Annotated in this window: 18 protein-coding genes and 1 tRNA gene; 3 read left to right on the top strand and 16 right to left on the bottom strand. The window is 53.2% G+C overall.

All coding sequences use genetic code 11. The features are described from left to right. Window positions 1-38 precede the first annotated feature (38 nt). Window positions 39-1640 carry a flavin monoamine oxidase family protein gene (locus tag EOV40_RS10965; protein ID WP_128105987.1) on the top strand — a complete coding sequence of 534 codons (1602 nt, stop codon included), beginning with the start codon at window positions 39-41 and terminating at the stop codon, window positions 1638-1640. Beyond that, window positions 1640-2059 carry a c-type cytochrome gene (locus EOV40_RS10960; protein WP_128105986.1) on the top strand — a complete coding sequence of 140 codons (420 nt, stop codon included), beginning with the start codon at window positions 1640-1642 and terminating at the stop codon, window positions 2057-2059. The genes EOV40_RS10965 and EOV40_RS10960 overlap by 1 nt, the downstream gene beginning before the upstream one ends. A 47-nt stretch (window positions 2060-2106) precedes the next feature. Here EOV40_RS10960 and EOV40_RS10955 read toward each other — a convergent pair. The 8 genes from EOV40_RS10955 to EOV40_RS10915 form a co-directional block, all read right to left on the bottom strand. Continuing rightward, window positions 2107-2182: transfer RNA gene (locus tag EOV40_RS10955), tRNA-Glu, on the bottom strand. Between the two features lie 534 nt (window positions 2183-2716). Beyond that, window positions 2717-3151: a DUF1489 family protein gene (locus EOV40_RS10945; protein ID WP_128105984.1), complete on the bottom strand. Its 435-nt coding sequence runs from the start codon at window positions 3149-3151 to the stop codon at window positions 2717-2719. A 44-nt stretch (window positions 3152-3195) separates the two neighbouring features. After that, the gene (gene hemW, locus EOV40_RS10940) at window positions 3196-4350 is read right to left on the bottom strand and encodes a radical SAM family heme chaperone HemW (RefSeq protein ID WP_128105983.1); all 1155 of its coding nucleotides are present in this window, start codon (window positions 4348-4350) and stop codon (window positions 3196-3198) included. A 4-nt stretch (window positions 4351-4354) separates the two neighbouring features. Next, the gene (locus EOV40_RS10935) at window positions 4355-6337 is read right to left on the bottom strand and encodes a potassium transporter Kup (RefSeq protein WP_128105982.1); all 1983 of its coding nucleotides are present in this window, start codon (window positions 6335-6337) and stop codon (window positions 4355-4357) included. 113 nt (window positions 6338-6450) lie between these two features. Then, entirely contained in the window at window positions 6451-7149 is a 699-nt protein-coding gene (locus EOV40_RS10930; RefSeq protein ID WP_128105981.1) for a YggS family pyridoxal phosphate-dependent enzyme, read from the bottom strand. A gap of 143 nt (window positions 7150-7292) precedes the next feature. Beyond that, on the bottom strand, window positions 7293-8324 hold the full coding sequence (locus EOV40_RS10925; protein ID WP_128105980.1) for an NAD(P)H-quinone oxidoreductase: 1032 nt from the start codon (window positions 8322-8324) through the stop codon (window positions 7293-7295). A 124-nt stretch (window positions 8325-8448) separates the two neighbouring features. Next, entirely contained in the window at window positions 8449-10215 is a 1767-nt protein-coding gene (locus EOV40_RS10920) for a chloride channel protein (RefSeq protein WP_128105979.1), read from the bottom strand. An 84-nt stretch (window positions 10216-10299) separates the two neighbouring features. Continuing rightward, window positions 10300-11322, bottom strand: coding sequence for an ABC transporter substrate-binding protein (locus tag EOV40_RS10915; RefSeq protein ID WP_128105978.1), 1023 nt, complete (start codon window positions 11320-11322; stop codon window positions 10300-10302). Window positions 11323-11417: 95 nt separating this feature from the next. Here EOV40_RS10915 and EOV40_RS10910 point away from each other — a divergent pair, with 95 nt between their 5' ends. Next, complete coding sequence (locus EOV40_RS10910; protein WP_014457453.1) at window positions 11418-11630, top strand: hypothetical protein; 213 nt, start codon at window positions 11418-11420, stop codon at window positions 11628-11630. A gap of 22 nt (window positions 11631-11652) precedes the next feature. Here EOV40_RS10910 and EOV40_RS10905 read toward each other — a convergent pair whose 3' ends face one another. The 8 genes from EOV40_RS10905 to tkt form a co-directional block, all read right to left on the bottom strand. Beyond that, the gene (locus EOV40_RS10905) at window positions 11653-11880 is read right to left on the bottom strand and encodes a hypothetical protein (RefSeq protein WP_050818562.1); all 228 of its coding nucleotides are present in this window, start codon (window positions 11878-11880) and stop codon (window positions 11653-11655) included. A gap of 18 nt (window positions 11881-11898) precedes the next feature. Further along, on the bottom strand, window positions 11899-12483 hold the full coding sequence (locus EOV40_RS10900) for a gluconokinase (RefSeq protein ID WP_003629300.1): 585 nt from the start codon (window positions 12481-12483) through the stop codon (window positions 11899-11901). A 10-nt stretch (window positions 12484-12493) separates the two neighbouring features. Next, window positions 12494-13207: a ribose-5-phosphate isomerase RpiA gene (gene rpiA / locus EOV40_RS10895; RefSeq protein ID WP_128105977.1), complete on the bottom strand. Its 714-nt coding sequence runs from the start codon at window positions 13205-13207 to the stop codon at window positions 12494-12496. Window positions 13208-13223: 16 nt separating this feature from the next. Next, window positions 13224-13970 (bottom strand): 6-phosphogluconolactonase, encoded by a 747-nt coding sequence (gene pgl / locus EOV40_RS10890; protein WP_128105976.1) that lies wholly within the window; start codon window positions 13968-13970, stop codon window positions 13224-13226. Then, window positions 13967-14854 (bottom strand): HAD family hydrolase, encoded by an 888-nt coding sequence (locus EOV40_RS10885; RefSeq protein ID WP_128105975.1) that lies wholly within the window; start codon window positions 14852-14854, stop codon window positions 13967-13969. The genes pgl and EOV40_RS10885 overlap by 4 nt, the downstream gene beginning before the upstream one ends. Window positions 14855-14890: 36 nt before the next feature. Further along, window positions 14891-15889, bottom strand: coding sequence for a phosphogluconate dehydrogenase (NAD(+)-dependent, decarboxylating) (gnd, locus tag EOV40_RS10880; RefSeq protein WP_128106254.1), 999 nt, complete (start codon window positions 15887-15889; stop codon window positions 14891-14893). Window positions 15890-15910: 21 nt separating this feature from the next. Beyond that, window positions 15911-18766 (bottom strand): bifunctional transaldolase/phosoglucose isomerase, encoded by a 2856-nt coding sequence (locus EOV40_RS10875; RefSeq protein WP_128105974.1) that lies wholly within the window; start codon window positions 18764-18766, stop codon window positions 15911-15913. A gap of 84 nt (window positions 18767-18850) precedes the next feature. Beyond that, complete coding sequence (gene tkt / locus EOV40_RS10870; RefSeq protein WP_128105973.1) at window positions 18851-20953, bottom strand: transketolase; 2103 nt, start codon at window positions 20951-20953, stop codon at window positions 18851-18853. Between the last annotated feature and the right edge of the window lie 219 nt (window positions 20954-21172).

Here is a 21172-nt window from a genome sequence, read left to right as displayed (position 1 = left end):
TTCGGTAACGCTGAATATAAAAATGACGGGATTTTTTGATGTCACAACCTCATCATTCATTCCCTTTTACACGGCGGCAATTGCTTACGCGTATTGGTGCATTGGCAGGCAGTGTGGCGCTCTATCAAGCCATGACTACTATGGGGCATGCCGCCGGAACTGATTTTACACATCCTCCCTCTCTTACTGGAGCCAAAAAGGGAACCAGAATTCTAGTTCTCGGGGCGGGGCTGGCAGGTATGTTATCGGCGTATGAACTGCGCAAGGCTGGATATGATATTCAGATTCTGGAGTTTCAGAACCGCAGTGGTGGCCGTAATATCAGCTTGCGTGCGGGAGATACCGTAACGGAACTGGGGGGTGCATCACAGAAAGTTCGTTTTTCAAACGGGAATTATTTCAATCCGGGTCCGTGGCGTATTCCGTATCACCATCAAGGATTGCTATATTATTGCCGGAAGTTTGGGATTGAGCTTGAGCCGTTTATTGAGGTCAATCATAACACGTGGCTGCATTCAGGTGATACTTTTGGTGGTAAATCCGTAAGGTACAGGGAGTTTTCTGCCGATTTTTACGGATTTACGGCAGAACTTCTCGCCAAGGCAATCAATCAGCACAAGTTGGACGATATCGTCAGTGAAGACGAGCATCATTATTTAATTGAAGCCATGAAATCATGGGGGGCTCTTACGCCAGACCTTTCTTATACAAAAGGTACTGTCAGTTCATGGCGTCGTGGTTTTGAGCGTGCGCAAGGTGGCGGTTTGAATGGTGCACCTATCCCATCAGAGGTGTTGGCGCGCAAAGATATCATGAAATCTGGTTTGTGGGACTGGATGGCATTTAACCAACGTATTGATATGCAGACAACACTGTTCCAACCCGTTGGTGGCATGGACCAGATTGGCAAGGGTTTTGCACGACAAGTTAAAGATCTCATTACATTAAACTGTAAAGTTACAAAGATTTCCCAGAATGAACAGGGTGTAACCGTTACTTATAACGATATGGCACGTGGTGGCGCTGTTAGACAGATGCAGGCTGATTATTGTATCTGCACTATTCCTCTTTCCATTCTCTCACAACTGGATGTGCAGGTGGAAGATGCGATGAAAGCTGCAATCCTGGCTGTACCGTATGCATCTTCTGTTAAAATCGGACTGGAGTTTAATCGTAGATTCTGGGAAGAGGATGAGCAGATTTACGGTGGCATCAGCTTTACAGATCAGCCGATCAGCCAGATTTCCTATCCCAGTCATGGGTATTTCAGGAAAGGACCGGCAGTATTGCTGGGGGGCTATCTGTTTGGAACGCCTGCGTATGACTATGTTGGAATGCCTCCCCAAGAACGCCTAGAACGTGCTTTGGAGCAGGGAAGTATTATTCATCCTCAATATCACAAGGAGTTTTCAAACGGTGTGAGCTTTGCTTGGAGCCGGACACCATGGGTTATGGGATGTTGTTCCATGTGGACAGAGGAAGCAAGGCGAACACACTATAAAACACTTTGCAGTATAGATAAGCGCATTGTGCTGGCAGGCGAGCATGCTTCTTATGTTGGATGTTGGCAGGAAGGTGCCATTTTATCTGCCTTGGATGCTATTACGCGCTTGCATCAACGCATAGTGGGGGCGGCCTGATGCGTAGTACGTTTTTTCATATTCCCTTTTTTTTACTTCTGATTTTTACATCAACAACGGCATGGGCTGATAGCTCTGGTAATGTAGTAGATAAAACGCAATCCCTTTCAGATGGCGCAGATATTTATAAGCACATCTGCCAGAGCTGCCATATGTCAGATGGAAAGGGAGCAAAAGGTGCTGGTGCCCGGTTTCCTGCCTTGGCGAAAAATCCCAAATTACAGAGTGCGGAATATGCTGCATCGGTTGTGCTTAACGGCATGGGCGCTATGCCATGGTTTGCCGTCACCCTGGATGATCAACAAATAGCCAATGTTGTAAATTACATTCGTGCACATTTTGATAACCATTATACAAATGCAATCAAGCCGGACACTATTACGATGATGCGGCCACATCTAACCGAAGAATATGAATGAAATTTTTGATAATAAAAGCATTTTGCCTTCAAGCCTTTAAAAAGACTTGGCGTCCCGTACGGGATTCGAACCCGTGTTGCCGCCGTGAAAGGGCGGTGTCCTAGGCCTCTAGACGAACGGGACAAGAGGCTGTGTTGAGGCGCTTTGTAGAGATAATGCTGGGGGGCGTCAAGGCAGGAAATAGACTTTTGTGGAGGTTTTTGAAAAAATAATCATTCCAGAATATGCCAACTGATTGTTCTGGTTAAAATGGCATGATGAATCCCGATTAAGGCTAGCCAAGTACATGCTAATCAAGCATTTTATAAAAGGCCTAACGGTTTGTTATTTTGTCTGCACGGTTACGGTAGTGGCATGCGCGCAAAGCAGCGTGCATAATATTGCGGTCTGTCAGCTTTCGGCTGGTCATCCTGTATTTTGCAGTAAGCCTTTTACGGGAAAGGCTGCAATGCCGTTCCCATTGGGGAGTGGTATATATTATACGTGTTCAATTACAGCAGGAAACATCACATTCTGTGCTGCACCTTATACAGGTAGAGCGGTCATTCAGCAGCTTAATGGTGTGTATGCATCCTGTTTGATTGAGCTTGGGCAGGTAAAGTTTTGCAGCCTTCCTTATACCGGTCGTTCTGCCATTCCCGGATAATAGGGAATATTTTACAGGCCAAGTTCTAACAATTTTTTCTGCAGAGAAAGGGGCAGGCCTGCTGGGCGCGCGTCGGTTCCCTGTAAATCAGGTGGTGCATCTTGGCTTTGTAGGTACCGCCACCCCTGAAATGCCCGCATGGCGCGGGGTTCTACGGGAATAATCTTGGGGGAAAGCAAGATAAGTGTGCCCTGTGTACCATCAGCCCGTGTTGTGGTTTGAATATCCAGAATGGGTTGTCGGCACAAAATAAGCCCGTTGATAACGCGGTAAAGCGAACCACCATCTAGAAGGGCATCTTTCTGTTTGGGAAAAGAACGCGTGTGCACCACAGGCAGGGGCGTATCATAATCAGGGTGGCTGTGCGTATTGAATGGCTGTTTTAACCGTTCACTCAGATCTTCGAGTGATTCAACGCCTACAGCCAGCTTGATCAGATTAAGCATTTTTCCAATGTAGTGTACTACTTACGCCAGACAAGGCTCTATTTTTAAAGCACCAATGCATGCAATAGGGCTTCTAACCGCAAGCGGCCTTCTTCTGTCGCGTATAAATGGGTGGGCGTTTGCACAAGGTAGCCTTCTTCCAACGCAGCAGCCAGAATAACCGGGTCTAGGGTTTCGGTTAGTTGCAGGCCTGTGCGTGCCTGAAAGTGGCTAAGAGCAATGCCTTCCTGTAAACGCAGGCCCATGAGCAACATTTCTCGCGCACGTTCCTGCGGTACAAGCGGCTCCTGAGATGTCTGGCCAGAACTCGTGCGTTCTACAAGCTCGGCCCAAGGTTCGGGCGCGCGGTGCCTGCGTGTGGCATAAAGCTGGCCATCTAACGTAATGCGCCCATGCGCACCCGGGCCAAGGCCCAGATAATCACCGTAATGCCAGTATGTCAGGTTATGGCGGCTTTCACTGCCCGGGTTGGCGTAGTTGGAAACCTCATACGCATTCAGCCCGTGTGCGTGCGTGATGGTCGTTGTTGTTTCATAAAGTGCTGCGGCTGTTTCCTCATCCGGCAGGCTGAAGCTGCCTTGCCGGTAAAGGGCTTCAAACTTGGTGCCAGGTTCAATGGTTAACTGATAGAGCGAGACATGATCTGCCACCAGTTGCAGTGCTGTCTCTAGCTCTGTTTCCCATGCAGCCACGCTCTGGTTGGGGCGGGCGTAAATCAGGTCAAACGTAATGCGGGGGAACAATGAACGTGCAAGTTCCAGCGCAGCCAGCGCCTGTGTGGCGGAGTGCTGCCGGCCCAAAAAATGCAGCGCCTCATCATTCAAAGCCTGAATACCGAGGGATACACGGTTGATTCCGGCCTGCCTGAAATCTTTCAGTCTTTCGGCTTCTACACTGGTTGGGTTGGCTTCCAGCGTAATTTCAAGGTTGGGGACAGCATCAAACAGAGATGTGGCATCATCTATCAGGCTCGCGACCGTTTGCGGGGCCATGAGAGAAGGTGTGCCGCCACCAAAAAAGATAGATGTCAGGCGGCGGCGGCCCAAACGGTTTGCCTCGTGCGCAAGCTCTGCGCGAAGGGCCTGCGCAAAGCGCGCCTGTGGAATTTCTGCCCGTACGTGTGAGTTGAAGTCACAGTACGGGCATTTGGCCAAACAGAATGGCCAGTGGATGTAAAGGGCGAGTGCGTCCTGTTCCACAGTGTTAGATAGCCACTTTCACGCCCAGTTCCACAACACGATCCGGCGGAATACGGAAGAATTCCATGCTGGAGGTAGAGTTGCGGAGCATGAACAGGAAGATGGACATTCTCCAGCGCGACATGCGCGGCACAGAGGAACGGGTAATCAGTTCGCGGGATGTGAAATAGGAGGCCTGAAGGGCATCAAAATCCACGCCGTTGGCTTTCAGTTCTTCCAGCGCGCGGGGGATGTTGGGCATTTCCATAAACCCGTAGCGCAGCACAATGCGGTAGATATCTGGCGCCAGCTCTTCCACAGCCACGCGGTGGCCGCGCTCTGCTTCTGGCTGATCAAGGTTCTGCACGGTTACGAACAGCACATGATCATGCAGGATTTTGTTATGGCGCAGATTATGCAACAGGCACGGAGGCACAAAGTCTGGTGTGCTGGTCATGAACACAGCCATGCCGGGCACACGAATAATGCGGGACTGCGGAAGCCGGGCAATGAAGGACCCCATGGGCAGACTATCCTGCCGCTGGCGTGCAATAATAAGGCTGCGGCCTTTTTTCCATGTGGTCATCATCAGGGTCAGCACGCAGCCAAGCAGCACTGGCACCCAACCGCCATCAGGAATTTTAAGAGCGTTGGCAGCAAAGAAGGTGCTGTCCAGCAGCAGGAAGCCGCCAAATATGGCTCCCACTTTCCATGCAGGCCAGTTGAAGTGGCGATGGAAAACGACAATGGCCAGAATGGAGGTGCAGATAAATGTGCCCGTAACCGCAATACCATAGGCAGAGGCCAAGGCATCGGAACTACGGAAGGCCACCACCAGCAGTACAGCCCCAACGGCAAGGAAGCGGTTGAAGTCCGGCAGATAAATCTGGCCTTCTTCTTCGGCATTGGTGTGGGTAATGCGAAGCCGGGGCATATAGCCCAACTGGATCAACTGGCGGCAGATGGAAAAGCCGCCGGAAATACCGGCCTGACTGGCAATAACAGTGGCAAAGGTAGAAAGCACCACCATTGGCCCCTGCATCCAGTGAGGGCACAGCAGGAAGAAGGGGTTTGCCAAGGCTTTGGGGTCAGCAATTACCAGTGCGGCCTGCCCAAAATAGTTGAGCACCAGCATGGGCAGCACAAAGAAAAGCCACGCATAGCGGATAGGGGCACGGCCAAAATGGCCCATATCAGCATACAGCGCTTCCGCCCCGGTAACGCACAATACGACAGAGCCAAGCGCCAGAAAGGAAAGCTTGCCGTGGTAGAAGATAAATTCCAGCGCGTAGGTGGGTGAAAGCGCCATGAGAATAGCTGGGTGATGCAGAATTTCCATCAGCCCCAGCACACCCAGCGTGCCAAACCACAGCAGCATGATTGGCCCAAATATGGCGCCAACCTTGCCCGTGCCTATCCATTGCACGCTAAACAGGCTGATAATCACCAATATGGCTACGGGTATCACAAAGTCATGCGCCGCAGGCACACTCACTTCCACGCCTTCAATGGCGGAAAGCACGGAAATGGCAGGGGTAATAATGCCATCACCAAAAAACAGACAGGCCCCTACAATACCAACCAGCCCTAATATCCATCGGGTTTTCTGGTTGATAACCACGCGTTGCGCGAGGGACATAATGGCAAGGATACCGCCCTCACCATTATGGTCAGCCCGCATGATCAGGATGACGTATTTAACCGTGACAATCAGGATCAGCGTCCAGAAAATCAGGCTGGCAACGCCCAGAATTTCCCACGGGGCTACCTGATGGTGGCCCGAAATAACCTCGACAGTAGAGCGGAAGGCGTAAAGTGGGCTGGTGCCGATATCACCATACACAACGCCCAACACACCCAGCAGAGCGGCAAAGCCAACAGGGGCGGCAGCGTGCTGCGGTTGGTCGGCGTCAAATTCCGTAATGCGCCGCGGTTCCGGCGCTGAAGCCACATGCGGCTGATCTCCTGTAGGGGAAGAACCAGCCGATTTGTTGGCGGGGTCAGTCATGGTGTCTCTGGCTCCACGTCAGTCTTGCAGGGGCACGTTGCCCCGTTCGCCCTGCATAAAGGGCGCAGATAGGTGGAAGCAAGGCATACTGGCCTCCACCCAGAAAATGAAAATCAGGGAGAAGGTGGCCGCGGACCGAAAATTGCGGTGCCAACACGCACAAGAGTTGCCCCTTCGGCAATGGCCTGTGGGTAATCTGCAGACATTCCCATGGAAATAACAGGAAGCCCATGTTCCTGCGCCATGCTGCGCAGAAGCCTAAAATGCGGCACTGGGTCTTGCGTGGCAGGTGGAATGCACATCAGTCCTTGCAGTTTGGCCCCAAACTGCTGGCGACAGGTGCGGATAAAGCTATCTGCTTTTTCACGCGGGACACCAAACTTCTGGGGCTCATCACCTGTGTTAACCTCAATCAACAGCTCAGGCAGGCGGCCTTCTTTATCTGCCGCTTTGGTCAAGGCTTCTGCTAGTTCCGGCCGATCTAGGCTTTCTATTACATCGGCAATGCGCACTGCATCACGCGCTTTGTTTGTTTGCAGGCCGCCGATCAGGTGCAGTCGGAGGTCAGGATAAGTTGCCCGCAGGGCGGGAAACTTGCTGGCGGCTTCCTGCACCCGGTTTTCTCCAAACACACGCTGGCCTGCGGCAAGAGCTTCCTGCACGCTTTCAAGCGGATGGAATTTGGAAACGGCAACCAGCGTAACAGAGGCGGGATCCCGGCCTGCTGCATGTGCTGCTGCGTCAATATTCTGGCGAACGGCCGCAAGCCGGTCCGCCAGAACAGATGAGGGAAGGGTGGATGGTGTTTCCATGAGGCGTCAAAATTCTTGAAGATGGGCACTTGGTCAAGTGCCGCAAACGCCGCATACCTATGTTGAGATGGGAAGATAGTCTTTTCAGGCACCTAGAGAACTTGGACTAAAGCGCCTGAAGGATGCCGAGTATAAAAGCAAATTTATACTGCAAGAGAATCGACTGTTAAGATAATTTTACCCAAATGGTGCCCATCTTCCATTGCCTGATGCGCAGCCGCAGCCTGTGCCAATGGCAAAGTTTGATGGATAAGTGGGCGTATTGTGCGACTGGTTAGCAAGGGCCAGACTTTTGCTTTCAGCTCCTGTGCAATGCGGGCTTTGCTGGCGCTATCACGCGGGCGCAACGTGCTGCCTGTTACAATAAGCCGGTGCGTCATGATCCGCACCAGATTAGCCTGTTCGGCCTTTGCGCCACCTTGCAGTGCGATAATGATGAGCTTGCCATCAAAGGCGAGGCTTTTGAGATTTCGTTCAAAATAAGGGCCACCCACCATATCAAGAATAGCATTTACGCCTTTGCCTTTGGTCAGTTCCGCAATGCGTTCGGCAAAGTCTTCCGTTTTGTAGTTAATGGCTTGTGCACCCAGCTGTTCGCACAGAGCGCATTTTTCATCAGTTCCGGCTGTTGCAAAAGGCGTGCCGCCAAAAGCTTTAACAAGCTGAATAGCCGTTGTGCCAATGCCGCTACTGCCACCATGGATCAATACCCGTGCATCTTTGGGCAGCATGGTGGGCATGAAAAGGTTAGACCACACGGTAAAAAAGGTTTCCGGCAGTGCTGCTGCCTCTATGGCATTAAAGCCTTCAGGCCAAGGCAGACACTGCCCGGCAGGTACAAGGCAATATTCTGCATATCCGCCCCCATTTGCTAGGGCGCATACGCGGCTCCCTATGGCGGGCATTGTAACATCTTCTTGCGGCAGACCGTGTGCAACAACTTCCCCAGCTATTTCCAGCCCCAGCCTAGGGCAAGCACCGGGCGGAGGGGGATAAAGCCCTTTGCGCTGCATGATATCCGGCCGGTTTACGCCAGCAGCCATCACGCGTACCAGCACTTCACCTCGGCCAGGTTGCGGAATCTGAATGGTTTCCAGGTGCAGCACATCGGGTGCGCCCGGTTGCGTAAAACAGATGGCTTTCATGGTGGAAGGTAAAAGGGGGGCTGCAGACATAGATTGTTCCACCGTTTGTAGTGGTTAAACCAAAAATATTTAACGTATTTGCATTATCGTATAGACACCTCACGCACGTTCACGTCTGCGCTATAATTGGCTGTTTTCTCTGGTTTGTGATGTGCTAGCGCCGGTGTTTTTCACCTGCCAGTTCCCGGCGGGTGCGTTCCAGTTCTTCTGCATAGCGGCGTAAAACGTAGCGTTCACTTAGTATGCCAAGCACATTGTGATCTGTGTCTGTAACAGCCAAGGCGGGCAAACTTGTGCTTTCAAACGCAGCCAAAGCGCGGGAGAGGCTATCTTCTGGCGCAAGAACCATGCTGTCTGAAGGTAGCAGGCTCTGCAAGGGGTGGTTAGCGGGCGTTACCATGGATTGAACTTGCGCGTATTCTACCAGTCCCATGCAATGGTGCTGATTATCCAGCACAACAATGTAACGGGGTGCGCGGCCCGTAAACGCAGTACGTGCTTGGGCTACAGACGTTTCAGCAGACAGTGTATCCACTTGTGTGCGCATCATCTGCCCCACGGTCAGTGTGCGCATCCAGCCCACATCTACGCCAGAGCGAATGTTTTCTCCACGCAGATGAAAGCGCCATGTGGTGAAGGAATAGCCAAAAATACGCCGAGTGGTGAGCGAGGATGTAATGGCAGCCAAAGCCACTGCTGCTGTCATGTTGGCGCTGTGTGTTGTTTCCAGCGCCAACAGAATCATGGTGAAGGGGCCACCAATAATGGTTGTTGCCAGTGCACACATGCCAGCAACGGTGCAAAGCGTAATGGGCAGAGAAAGAAGAGGGGCTGTCAGCCCCGTAAAGGCTGCTCCCGTTAGAACGCCCAGATAAAGAGATGCAAAAAAGAGACCACCACGAAAGCCACTGCCAATGGAAATGGTGGAGGCCAAGGCTTTCAGCAGAAGTAGGCCTATGGCTAGCCATAATGTGGGCGGCATAATCAGCCCTTCCCGCATGGCCATGTGCCCAGAAGACAGCACAGATGGAGAAATCAGGGCCAGTAACCCAACCAGTAATCCACCTACTGCCGGACGCAACCAAAGAGGGGGCAGAATACGACGGAAAAGAGATTCCGTCAGTGTCACGCTTTTCATCAGCCCAACGCCGATAAGGGCTGTGGCAACGCCCAGCAGTATGAGCAACGGATACGCCAGCGGTGGAATGGCTTGTGGCAATGCAAGAGAGAGTTCTGGCAGATTGGCCCCCGCAAGATGCACAACAGCCAAAGCACAGAGAGATGCACAGGCCACAGGTGCAAGGAGGGGAAAGGCGTAGGAGCCAATAACTAGTTCAAACGCGTAAAAAGCCCCAGCCAGAGGGGCATCAAACGCAGCGCCAATAGCGCCTGCCGCACCACACCCTACCAACAGGCGTATATCTGCACGGTGCATGCGGAGGTTTCGCCCAATGCGGGAGCCAAATGCGGCTCCAATCTGGCTGAAACCGGCTTCCAGCCCAATAGACGCACCGCAACCGTTTGAAAGAACAGTTTGCCCGGCAACAATCAGGCTGTCTTTCAGGTTCATGCGGCCGCCGTGCAGGGCATTGGCTTCAATAGGGTCTACAGGCCGATGGCGTTGGCGGGTAAGGGCGAGGTTCCATAACCCAAGCAACAATCCCCCGAAAACGGGAACCAACAGGGCGTGTAAAGGTGTAATGTGTTGCAGGCCAGAAAGTCGGGAATGACCGGGCGCTAGAATCTGATGAACCAGAAAAGTTGCTTTGGTCATAAGGCTGACAGCGCCACCAGCCAGCAGACCAATAAGAACAGCCAGCACAACAAGCCATAAGGAATCCGTACGCACCAAGGCACGTAAGGTCAGCAAAAGGCGTGCAGGCGTTTTATGAGTGCGCAGGTGGTCCAGCAATCCTGTCATGGATCGGACATAACAGGACGACTGAGCAACGTCCAACACATCACATAAGTGTCATGCACTTTTATGGCATATGATACATGGTGATTATGGAGCAGGCGGTTTTCCTGCCAAAATAAGATCAGCTTCCTGATCTGTTAACGGGTAATGAAAGAACTTGCGATAGAAGGCCTGTGTGGCCTTGTGCATATCGGTATCAGCAAAAAGGTCTGGATGCAGTTTTTGTGCAACCCATTGGAGTTGCAGCAGTTCTTCCGCTCCGTATCTGTCCCATGCAAATACGCCTTGTGGGTTTATCCATGCCCGCCCGTTTTTGAAAGCGGCGAGAGATCTTAAAGGAGAAGCCGCATCTGGCATGCCTGCAGAGGCCCCGATAATAATAACATCCGGGTTCCACACAGCAATCTGCTCAAAAGAAACAGGCCGATGGTTACCGCTGACCGTAGCGGCATTTTGCCCACCAGCGGTTTGTATCCAAGCATCTATCAGCGTGTCTGTGCCATCAATCTGCAACGGGTTCAGGCGCGCAATATGCAAAACGCGTGGGCGCTCTTTGGCTGGCACATTGGCCAAACGGGCGCTTAATTGCTTCAGCGTTGCTTCCATATCCTGCCTGTAGGATTGGGCAACCTTAGAGGCTTCTGGCGTATCCAGCGCTTGGGCTGTCATGTCCATGGATTGTAGCATTTGCGGCAGAGTTGTATATTCCGCACATAAAGTGGGTACACCCATTCTGCGCAGTTCTTCTGCCTTTGCAGCAGTTGGTACAAAAGCCAGACCGATGTTGAGAGCCAGCAGATTTTCTGCATTGGCGGTATCAGGCCGCACACCCGTATGGGCGTTTTTCATGATAGGCGCGACCTTGAACAGCCAAGGGCTATCTACCGGGTTTTCTGCAGAAACCCGAATACGGTCTGCCGCCCCCAGCATGACGGAAATTTCGTTATGGGCAAACCATAGGTCTGCAATGGGTGGGTGGTCATCCTTGATCTCAACGGTATGACCACTCATATCCGTAACGCTGCGTGCCATGGCGGCAGGGGCAACAAAAGAGCCTAACCCCGCAATCAGCAGGGTGGAGCAGCAAAGGCGTGTCAGCAATGAAGCCATGAAATGTATCCTATTTTTATATACGATAGGATACAGATAAATGCACCACAAGCACCATGTTGGCGCGGATATGGTGAAGCATTGGAGGAAAGAGCGTGCGGAAGCACAAGGTTATGCTGGGGGATAAACTGCTTTATCAGGCATCTCAGCTTTCACATGCTCAACGCTTTGCAAAGGCACGGCAGGCCGAAGGTGTGCCATGCCACGTTGTGCCAGATGAAACGCCTAAACCACCCCGGAAGGTGAGAATCAATAGCCTCACCGGTAAACCGTATCGCAAGGTGACATCGGAAAAAGCAGAGCGTTAACTGTTGCGCTTCGTGCAAAAAATTATACAAGCACCGAGCGGTTGTTGCGCCATGCTTCTTCCAGCGCATCTGCCGGGTCTGCATGGGGTGCGCTCCAGCTTCCTTCCTTATCCGGTGCGTGTGTGAGCGCGCGCCATGTGGCTTCACCAGTCGGACGCTCCAAAGCAATGTGCCAGCCGGGTGGGATACGTGTGAGCAAGCGCTCCATTTTCTGCCCGGATGTAAGCGGTTTAGCGTAATTATGTCCCACTACCTTCTCCCGTAGCGTTTACATGTTTGAGGGAAGAGTTCTCAAGCGTGTTAGAATTTCAGCAATGACTTCAGCAGGTTCAGGCAGCACGGAAAAAGTGAGCGCCTGTTCATCTGCCTGCGGAGGTTCCAATGTTTGTATCTGGCTTGGCAGTAAGGAGGCGGGCATAAAGTGGTCGGGCCGCGTTTTTAGCCTTTGCGCCAGAACAGATGTATCTGCGCTTAAATAGATAAATAATGGTTTTACGCCATCTTGCCGAAGTTGATCACGATAAATGCGGCGGAGGGCAGAGCAGGCAAGAATACCGCCTGTTCCGGCTTTTTGTTTTTCTGCCAACCAAGCATGGCAGCGTGTTAGCCAGCCTTGGCGATCTTCATCTGTAAGTGGGATGCCGTGAGCCATTTTTTCAATGCTGGAAGGAGCATGCAGGCTGTCTGCATCCAGCCACGGCCATCCCAACTCATTATGCAGGCCTTCGGCCACAGTGCTTTTGCCAGATCCGCATACACCCATAACAACCAGCAGGTGCCGGGTAATGCCCTGTGCCGCCGGTTGGGTAGGGAGTGTGCTGTCTGTGGGGTAGGCAGAAGCATTCTGTGGCATGGGTGATATTTTAATCCTGTTGCGGGGTGAGGATGCGTATGCCTTCTGGCCCAGCGGTAATGGTCTGGCACGCCATATGCAGGAACAGCCCGTGTTCAACCACGCCAACAATTTCCAGAATGGAGCGGCCCAGTTTTTCTGGCTCTATCATGGGGCCAAATACGCAATCCATGATCAGGTTTTTTTCATCGGTCAGATAGAAAGACCCATCTCGGTTACGCCGTGGTGTGACGTGTGCGCCCAATTCACCCAACTGGCGTGCAACGTTTTCCCAACCAAAAGGAATAACCTCTACGGGCAGGGGGCATTTTGCACCCAGATGGTCCACATATTTGCTGGCGTCGGCCACCACAACAAACTGTTTTGCGGCAGAGGCGACTATTTTTTCCCACAATAGAGCGCCCCCCAAACCTTTAATCAGGTTAAGGGTGCGGGGTTCAATTTCATCTGCCCCGTCTATGGCGATATCAAGTTCAGGCTGTTCCCCAAAAGTGGTGAGGGGGATACCTTCTTCTTTAGCCTGCTTTTCCGTAACACTGGATGTGGGAATGGCACGGATACGCAGGCCTTCTTCGCGCACACGGCGGCCGAGTTCAGCAACAACAAATTTGGCGGTAGAACCCGTGCCAAGGCCAACGGCCATGCCATCCTGCACAAGGGATGCAGCCTTGATGGCAGCCTGCTGTTTAAAGGCGGCAGCGGGATCGGGCGGTGTTGCGGTCATGCCTGTTTATATCCTGTTAGTTCTGCGGTGCTGGGGCTGCTGGTTGATCTAAAAACCAGATCAGATCTCCTGCACTGGTAATGGCGCTGGCGGGGCAGGCGGGATCCTGCGCTCTCACGCGGGTAACGGCTTCTTTTTTATCAGCCCCTTCTACCAGAAAAATAACATGCCGGCTGGCATGAATGGCCGGGTAGGTCAGTGTCAGACGTGTGTGGGGGGCAACAGGGGGCACGCAAGGGGCAACCCATGCAGTGCGTTCCTGCAATACCGGCTGGCCGGGGAAAAGGGAGGCTGTATGGCCATCTGTGCCCAGGCCCAGCAGGTTTACGTCAAAAAGTGGTTTGTCTGCCCGTAGAGCATCTCCCTGATATATCTGTTTCAGGGTTACTTCATATTCCTTGGCAGCCTGCTCCGCTGTGCCTTTATCCGGCATGGGGAAGATGTTTCCTGCGGGCACTGGCACGCGGGAAAACAGCAGGCGGCGCATCATGCCATAATTGCTGTCTGCATGATCGTGCGGAACAAATCTGTCATCCCCCAAGAAAAACTGCATGTGCTGCCACGGAAAGCGGCTGGCATAGGGTTCTTCTGTCATCAGGCGGTAAAGGTGCTGCGGTGTGCTGCCTCCGCTGAGCGCGATGCGGAAGGGGGCATCCGGGCGCTGGAGTGTCTGTTTTACAAGCCAATCAGCCAGATCATGCATCAGGCTGTCTCGTGTTGCAGAAATGTGCAGGGCACCGTTGGCGGTAGTCTGTTCTGTCACGATACTGTCTTTCCTGCCGTGTCTGAAAGCGGAGCCACGCGGGGCAATACAAACTGTTCCATGGCTTTGGCCCAGCCATCTTCCGAATTAGGGGCGGTTACGAAATGTGCCGTTTCTGCCACTTCCGGTTTTGACTGCCCCATGGCGATAGAAAGCCCACCAATGGAGAGCATGGGCACATCGTTGTTCATGTCCCCAATGCAGGCCACTTCTTCTATGGGAATATTATAAAAGCTGGCCAATTGGCGCAGAGCATAGCCTTTGTTGGCATCTTTGGGGGTGATATCCAAAAAGCACTGGCAGGAGCGGGCCACGCTGGCGCGGCCTTCAAGCAACTGCCCGATTTCCAGCTCCTGACGCATCAAAGCTTCATAATCGGCAGAAGACCCGGTCACCTTGCCAACATCCTGCCGGTAATCATCAAAAGAAGGCACGGCTGTAGGTGTCATGCGCACGGCTTTTGCTTCGGGTTCTACGTAAGCGCCGGTTGCATTGGTGACCAACCATTCGTGCCCACGGAACAGCCACGCATCAATGTCGTGCACCTTGAGCATATCCAGTGTTTCCTGAACAGCTTCGGGGTCTAATGAAAGGCGGGAGCGGATTGTGCGGTCTGCATTAAAAATGGTGCCACCGTTTAGCGCGCCATAAGGCGTGTGCAGGCCCAGCACATCAAAATACATTTCCATGCCACCCGGAGGGCGGCTGCTGACAAGACAGACCGGCACACCGGCCTGCTTGAGCGTTTGGATGGCGGCAATGCTATGGCGTGTTACCTGTTTTTCAGGCGTCAGCAGCGTGCCGTCCATGTCAGACACAACAAGGCGGATGCGGGAGGCAGGCGGACGGCCCGGGTTGAGTCCGTTCTGTCCGTTATCTGTCATACTTCCCGACTCCTACCTTGTGTCTAAAATGTTATTTTAGTTCTTGTTTTCTACGTGGCCACCAAAGCCAAAGCGCATGGCTGATAGCACTTTTTCTGCAAATGTGTTGCCGCTGCGTGAACGGAAGCGCGTGAACAGTGCGGCCGTCATCACCGGCACTGGCACGGATTCTTCAATGGCAGCTTCAATTGTCCATCGGCCTTCACCAGAATCACTGACTTCACCGCTGAACTCAGAAAGCTCACCATTTTTGGCCAGAGCCTGAGCGGTAAGATCTAGCAACCAGGAAGACACCACGCTGCCACGGCGCCAGACTTCGGCAATATCTGCCATGTTGAGGGAGAAGCGTTCATCTTCTGCCAGCAGTGGTGAATCCTTGCAGTACATCACATCAAAGCCTTCAGCAAAGGCCTGCATCATGCCGTATTCAATGCCGTTATGAACCATTTTAACAAAATGGCCTGACCCAGCTGGGCCACAATAAAGGTAGCCCTGCTCCGCACGGGGGTCGAGATCTGCGCGGTCACGGTCCGGCGTGCGTGGAATATCCCCAATTCCCGGTGCCAGAGAGGTCAGAATGGGGTCAATATAATCAGCGGCTTCACGCGGGCCGCCATACATCATGCAGTAGCCGCGGTCCAAACCCCACACACCGCCAGATGTGCCAACATCAATGTAATCAATGCCTTTTTCAGCCAGCACTTTGGCGCGGCGGATATCGTCCTTGTAGTAGGTGTTGCCACCATCAATAACGATATCACCTTTTTGCATCAGGCCAGCCAAGGCCATTACGGTTTCTTCCGTAATGGCGCCAGCCGGAAGCATGGACCATACAATCTTTTTGGGTCCGTTCAGCTTTTCCACCACATCGGCAAGGTTGCTGGCGGCAACAGCACGACCGGCTTCTGCGCGAGCAACGGTTTTTTCCACCATTGCGGTATCGCGGTCATAAACAACAACGTCGTGCCCGTGCCGTGTCAGGCGGACGGCAATGTTGCCGCCCATTCTGCCCAGTCCAACAATGCCAATCTGCATCATGTTCTCCTGTTTAATATTTTACAGGGCGTCATGCAGGGCAGAAGCAAGCGCTGCAAGGCCTTCTTTGAGATTTCCTTTAATATGCACCCGCAGGGCACGGCGCTTGCGTTCGGCCAGCACATCAAAATCACCACGTGCCTGAGCGGCTTTTACAACGCCAAAGGAATAGCCAGTGCCGGGCACGGGTAGGTCTCGCGCATCATCTGCTGTAATTTGCAGGAACACCCCTGTGTTGGGCCCGCCTTTGTAAGCCTGACCGGTAGAGTGCAGGAAGCGCGGCCCGAACTCTGCTGCCGTGGCAATGGTTTTGGCATCACGCACATGCAGGCGTGCATGCTGGATCCATTCCAGTGTTTCACGGTTACGTTCAATGTAAGCCAGAAGCCCCACGTAATCTCCAGCCTTTACGCGGTCAAAATGCGCTTTCAGGATAGCTGTGGCCGTATCTCCCTTAAGGGTGGCTGCATTGGCCTGATCGGCAAAAAACACCAGCGACCCGTGCTGCGCAAAGGGTTCTTCTGCAGGCAGTTTGCCGGTTTTTTCGTAAGCTTCCATCAGCTTGCGCGTTTCGATCTTGGTGGATTCAACGTCCGGCTGATCGAACGGATCAATGTTCAGGAAAGCGCCAGCAACAGCGGTGGCAATCTCCCAACGGAAGAATTCCTGCGCGATCTGGCGCTTATTGTGGAAATTGATGGTGATGACAGGCTGCCCAGCATCAATCAGGGTTGAAATGGCTTCGTCCTGCTCATGCCGATGTTCTGTTGCAAGGCGCAGATAAACAAACAATCTATCCTTGCCGTAGCGCTTGGGGCCGCCCAGTGTTTCATCATCAATGGGGATGATGCCTTTGCCATGCTTGCCGGTGGATTCAGCAATAAGCTGTTCCATCCAAGCGCCAAAGTCCATGATCTGTGGCGTGGCAATAATTGTCAGCTTATCCCGCCCGAACTGTGTGGCGGCAACACCCATAATGGTGCCCAACAACACGCCGGGGTTGGATACGGGCGGCACGCTGCCATCGCACATGCGTACGCCACGCAGCGCGTCTTCAAGGAACAGGCGTAGCGGCACACCGGCTGCGGCTGCAGGCACCATACCAAAGTTGGAAAGCACGGAATAACGGCCACCAATTTGCGGGTCACCAGCAAAAATCTTCCAGAACCCTTCAGCCTTGGCATAGGCCTCCAGCTTGGATCCTGGGTCTGTAATGGCCACAAAATGTGAACCCGCTTTTTCTTTCAGAGCCCGTTTGGCCAGATCCTGGAAGTAGGCCAACATGATATTGGGCTCCAGCGTGCTGCCGGACTTGGAGGCCACAATAAACAGCGTGTGGTGCGGATCTATCTTTTTCTCAAAAGCGGCAACCTGCTGCGGATCTGTGCTGTCCAACACGTAAAGATGGCCAAAGCCTTCGTGCTTGCCAAAGGTCATGGCCAGCACTTCTGGCCCAAGGCTAGAACCACCCATGCCCATTAGCAGAACCTGATGGAAGCCGCGGGCTTTTACTTCAGCCTGAAAAGCTTCCAGATCCCCAATATGGTTCAGGCGGTCATCTACCGTGTTCAGCCAGTTCAGCCATTTGGCTTCTGGTCCATTGGTCCAGACAGATGCATCCTTGGCCCACAAACGGCGGATGGAGCCATCCTTACGCCAAGCGTTTAATCCTTTATCAACGGCTTCCTGAAAATCAGCTGGAAGGCTTGTTTTCAGAGTGGTGAGCTTATCTCCAAGAAGAGTTGCCTGCTTGGCGGCAACAGAGCCCAGCAGCCCATCAAAGGCATCAGCAAAGGACTGCACACCTTCATCTACAAGGGTTTTGGTAATACCTTCCAGATCAAGGCCAAGGCGCTGTGTATCTTCCATCACCTGTCGGGCGTTGGCGATATCCGTACCGAGTGTTTCGGCCACGGTGCCGTGGTCACGGAAGGCATCCATGGTGGCAGGCGGCAGGGTGTTGACGGTCTGCGGGCCGATCAGGCTCTCAACATACAGCACATCGCTATAGGCTTTATCTTTGGTACCAGTAGAGGCCCACAGGAGGCGCTGAGTTTGAGCACCTGCGTCTTCCAGCGCTTTCCAGCGCGGCGTCTGCATCATTTCCTGCCAGTAAACATAGGCCATCTTGGCGTTGGCAATGGCAACTTTGCCACGTAGGGCCTTTAGGGCTGCGGCGTCCTTATCCCCTGCAGCAACGCGCCGATCAATTTCTGCATCAATCTTGCTGTCAATCCGGCTGACAAAGAAGGAAGCAACGGATGCAACGCGGGATAGATCTCCGCCTTTGGCTTGCAGGTCTTCCAGACCACTGAGCCATGCGTCCACCACGTCTTTGTAAGCGTTCAGAGAGAAAATAAGTGTAACGTTGACGTTAATGCCCGCAGCAATGCTTGCCCGAATAGCCGGAATGCTTTCTGGCGTTGCGGGAATTTTAACCATCAGGTTGGGCTCAGCCACATCTGCCCATAGGCGGGCAGCCTCATGTGCTGTGCCTTCCATATCCCGCGCTAGATACGGAGAAACTTCCAGGCTTACAAAGCCATCCTTGCCATGAGCCTGTTCATAAACAGGGGCCAGCACATGGGCCGCTGCCTTGATATCGGCAACTGCCAGCTTTTCGTAAAGCACACCCGGGGCAACAATTTCATGCGCCAGAATATCGCGCATCTGGGCATCATATTCCGTACCTTCTCCCATTGCTTTTTGGAAGATGGCCGGGTTGGAGGTGACACCACGAATGTCATCATCCTGCACGAGGCGCGCCAGTGAACCATCTTCCACAAAGGAACGACGGATGAAGTCCAGCCAAGGGGACTGGTGGGCTTTTGCAAGTGCCCGTAGTGGATTGGCGCTTGGCGTGGCAGAGGATGTCATTGGTGGTTATCCTTTCTCCATCCTGCCCGATCAACAACCGGGCAGGCCGATGTCATATAACGCGCGGTGAAAGATCAGGTTTGCTTAGCCTGCCTGCCGCTTGGCTGTTGCCAACACGGCATCTGGCGTGAAACCAAATTTTTCAAGCAGCTTGCCCGCTGGAGCCGAGGCACCAAAGCCACGCATGGCAATGATTTCACCTGTTGGTCCAGCATAACGGTCCCACCCAATGGGTGAGCCTGCTTCTACAACCACACGTCCTGTTACAGCGGCGGGTAGCACGCTCTCACGGTAAGATTGTGGCTGAGCTTCAAAAAGTTCCCAACTGGGCATGGAAACAACGCGGGCCGGAATGCCTTCTGCGCTCAGGGCTTCATATGCGCCCACGGCAAGAGCAACTTCGCTGCCCGATGCAATCAGGATAACCTTTGGTGTCTGCTCACTGCTTGCAAGAACATAAGCGCCTTTTGTGAGGCCAGAAGCCGGCGCGTAGCGGGTGCGGTCAAGCGTAGGCAGATTCTGGCGGCTTAGGGCGAGGGCAGTGGGGCCATTGCGATGCTGGATCAGAAAACGCCATGCTTCGGCCACTTCATTGGCATCGGCCGGGCGCAGCGTTAGCAAGCCCGGCGTAGCACGCAACTGCACCAGCTGTTCAATAGGCTGATGTGTGGGGCCATCTTCACCCACCCCGATGGAGTCATGGGTGAAGATATAAGTGACAGGCAGGCCCATAATGGAGGAAAGGCGGACAGGGGCCTTCATGTAATCCGAGAAAATCAGAAAGCCAGCTGCATAAGGGCGCAGGCCATACAGGGCCATACCATTTACAATGGCCCCCATGGCATGTTCGCGCACCCCAAAGTGGAAATTGCGCCCAGCATAGCTTCCCCCCCATTGAGCAGGCTGAAAGCTTTTTTCACCCTTCAGCAGCGTTTTGGTGGAGGGTGCCAGATCCGCAGATCCGCCCAGAAGCCAAGGCAAACGGCCAGCTACAGCGTTAAGCACGGTGCCAGAACTGGCGCGGGAGGCCTCACCTTTTGCGCTGGTTTCATAAACCGGAATATCCGCATCCCAGCCTTCTGGCAGAGTGCCATTGAAAATGGCGTCCAACTCTGCAGCCAAAGCCGGATGTGAGGAATGGTAACTGGCAAACAGTTTGTTCCATGCGGCACTGGCGGCGGCCCCACGGGCGCCTAAACCATCCTGCATATGTTGCAGTGCTTCTTGTGGAACAAGGAAACTGCTGTCTTCTGGCCAGCCGAAAAACTTTTTGGTTTCACGCACTTCTTCTGCGCCCAAAGGTTCCCCGTGGGCGGAAGCCATGCCAGCCTTATTGGGCGCACCCCATGCAATAACCGAATGTGCAATAATAATGCTGGGGCGGTTGGTTTCAGCCTTGGCTTGAGCGATTAGCTGAGTGAAGGCTGCTGTATCATTGGCATCCTTCAGTTCCAGAACCTGCCAACCATAGGCGGCAAAGCGTTCTGCCACGTTTTCTGTAAATGCAATGTTGGTGCCGCCCTCAATGGAGATACGGTTGGAATCGTAAATCCAGATCAGGTTGCCAAGCTGGAGATGGCCGGCGAGGGATGCTGCTTCGCTGCTTACACCTTCCATCATGTCACCATCACCACACAGGGTGTAAACATGATGGTCAAACAGATCGAAACCCGGTTGATTAAAGCGTGCAGCCAGCCATTTTTCTGCCATGGCCATGCCAACGGAGTTGCCACAGCCAGCGCCCAGTGGGCCGGTTGTAGTCTCTACGCCGGTTGTGTGCCCATGTTCAGGGTGCCCTGGGGTTTTGGAGCCAAGCTGGCGGAACTGTTCTAAATCAGCCGTTGTGAGGGCCGGAGCGTTCGTCACCTTGCCGTTAGTCACCTGCCGGATGCCAGACAGATAAATCATGGAATACAGCAGGGCAGAGGCATGCCCGATGGAAAGCACGAACCGATCCCGATTGGGCCACAATGGGTTGGTCGGGTCATAGTTTAAAAGGTTTTGCCATAGAGTATAGGTCAGCGGCGCCATGGACATGGCCGCCCCCGGATGGCCAGAATTGGCCTTCTGCACAGTGTCCATGACAAGTGCGCGAATGGTGTTGATGCACAGCGTATCAAGGCTGGATGCGCCACTGCCCTGCATTTGTGCAGGTGCGCGAACAGGAGTGGGAAGAGAAACGCGCATGCAGACCTATCCTCCAGACTGGGCCGTAATTACGAATTATGGCCGGAAAGTTATGAGCACCCTAAGCGGTGTGCCTTGTAAGAGTTCCGCACAATTCCACGGTTAGGCGTTTTTCGGCAAGAGATGATGACGCTTGGGCTGCTTTTTATGTTCAACAGGCCTGCTGTCATAACTCTGTGATTTTGGGCCTGAAATGCTCTTTTTACCTGGGCAGGGAGC

This window comes from Acetobacter oryzoeni, from assembly GCF_004014775.2.
In the GTDB taxonomy this organism is placed as follows: domain Bacteria; phylum Pseudomonadota; class Alphaproteobacteria; order Acetobacterales; family Acetobacteraceae; genus Acetobacter; species Acetobacter oryzoeni.
The sequence above is the reverse complement of the archived record's forward strand: the minus strand, read 5'-3'. Positions and strand labels throughout refer to the sequence as shown.

Coding starts and splice junctions, on each gene's coding strand:
- EOV40_RS10965 (WP_128105987.1), top strand. CDS start 39: ATGTCACAACCTCATCATTCATTCCCTTTTACACGGCGGCAATTGCTT.
- EOV40_RS10960 (WP_128105986.1), top strand. CDS start 1,640: ATGCGTAGTACGTTTTTTCATATTCCCTTTTTTTTACTTCTGATTTTT.
- EOV40_RS10945 (WP_128105984.1), bottom strand. CDS start 3,151: ATGCTTAATCTGATCAAGCTGGCTGTAGGCGTTGAATCACTCGAAGAT.
- EOV40_RS10935 (WP_128105982.1), bottom strand. CDS start 6,337: ATGACTGACCCCGCCAACAAATCGGCTGGTTCTTCCCCTACAGGAGAT.
- EOV40_RS10930 (WP_128105981.1), bottom strand. CDS start 7,149: ATGGAAACACCATCCACCCTTCCCTCATCTGTTCTGGCGGACCGGCTT.
- EOV40_RS10925 (WP_128105980.1), bottom strand. CDS start 8,324: ATGTCTGCAGCCCCCCTTTTACCTTCCACCATGAAAGCCATCTGTTTT.
- EOV40_RS10920 (WP_128105979.1), bottom strand. CDS start 10,215: ATGACAGGATTGCTGGACCACCTGCGCACTCATAAAACGCCTGCACGC.
- EOV40_RS10915 (WP_128105978.1), bottom strand. CDS start 11,322: ATGGCTTCATTGCTGACACGCCTTTGCTGCTCCACCCTGCTGATTGCG.
- EOV40_RS10900 (WP_003629300.1), bottom strand. CDS start 12,483: ATGCCACAGAATGCTTCTGCCTACCCCACAGACAGCACACTCCCTACC.
- rpiA (WP_128105977.1), bottom strand. CDS start 13,207: ATGACCGCAACACCGCCCGATCCCGCTGCCGCCTTTAAACAGCAGGCT.
- EOV40_RS10885 (WP_128105975.1), bottom strand. CDS start 14,854: ATGACAGATAACGGACAGAACGGACTCAACCCGGGCCGTCCGCCTGCC.
- gnd (WP_128106254.1), bottom strand. CDS start 15,889: ATGCAGATTGGCATTGTTGGACTGGGCAGAATGGGCGGCAACATTGCC.
- EOV40_RS10875 (WP_128105974.1), bottom strand. CDS start 18,766: ATGACATCCTCTGCCACGCCAAGCGCCAATCCACTACGGGCACTTGCA.
- tkt (WP_128105973.1), bottom strand. CDS start 20,953: ATGCGCGTTTCTCTTCCCACTCCTGTTCGCGCACCTGCACAAATGCAG.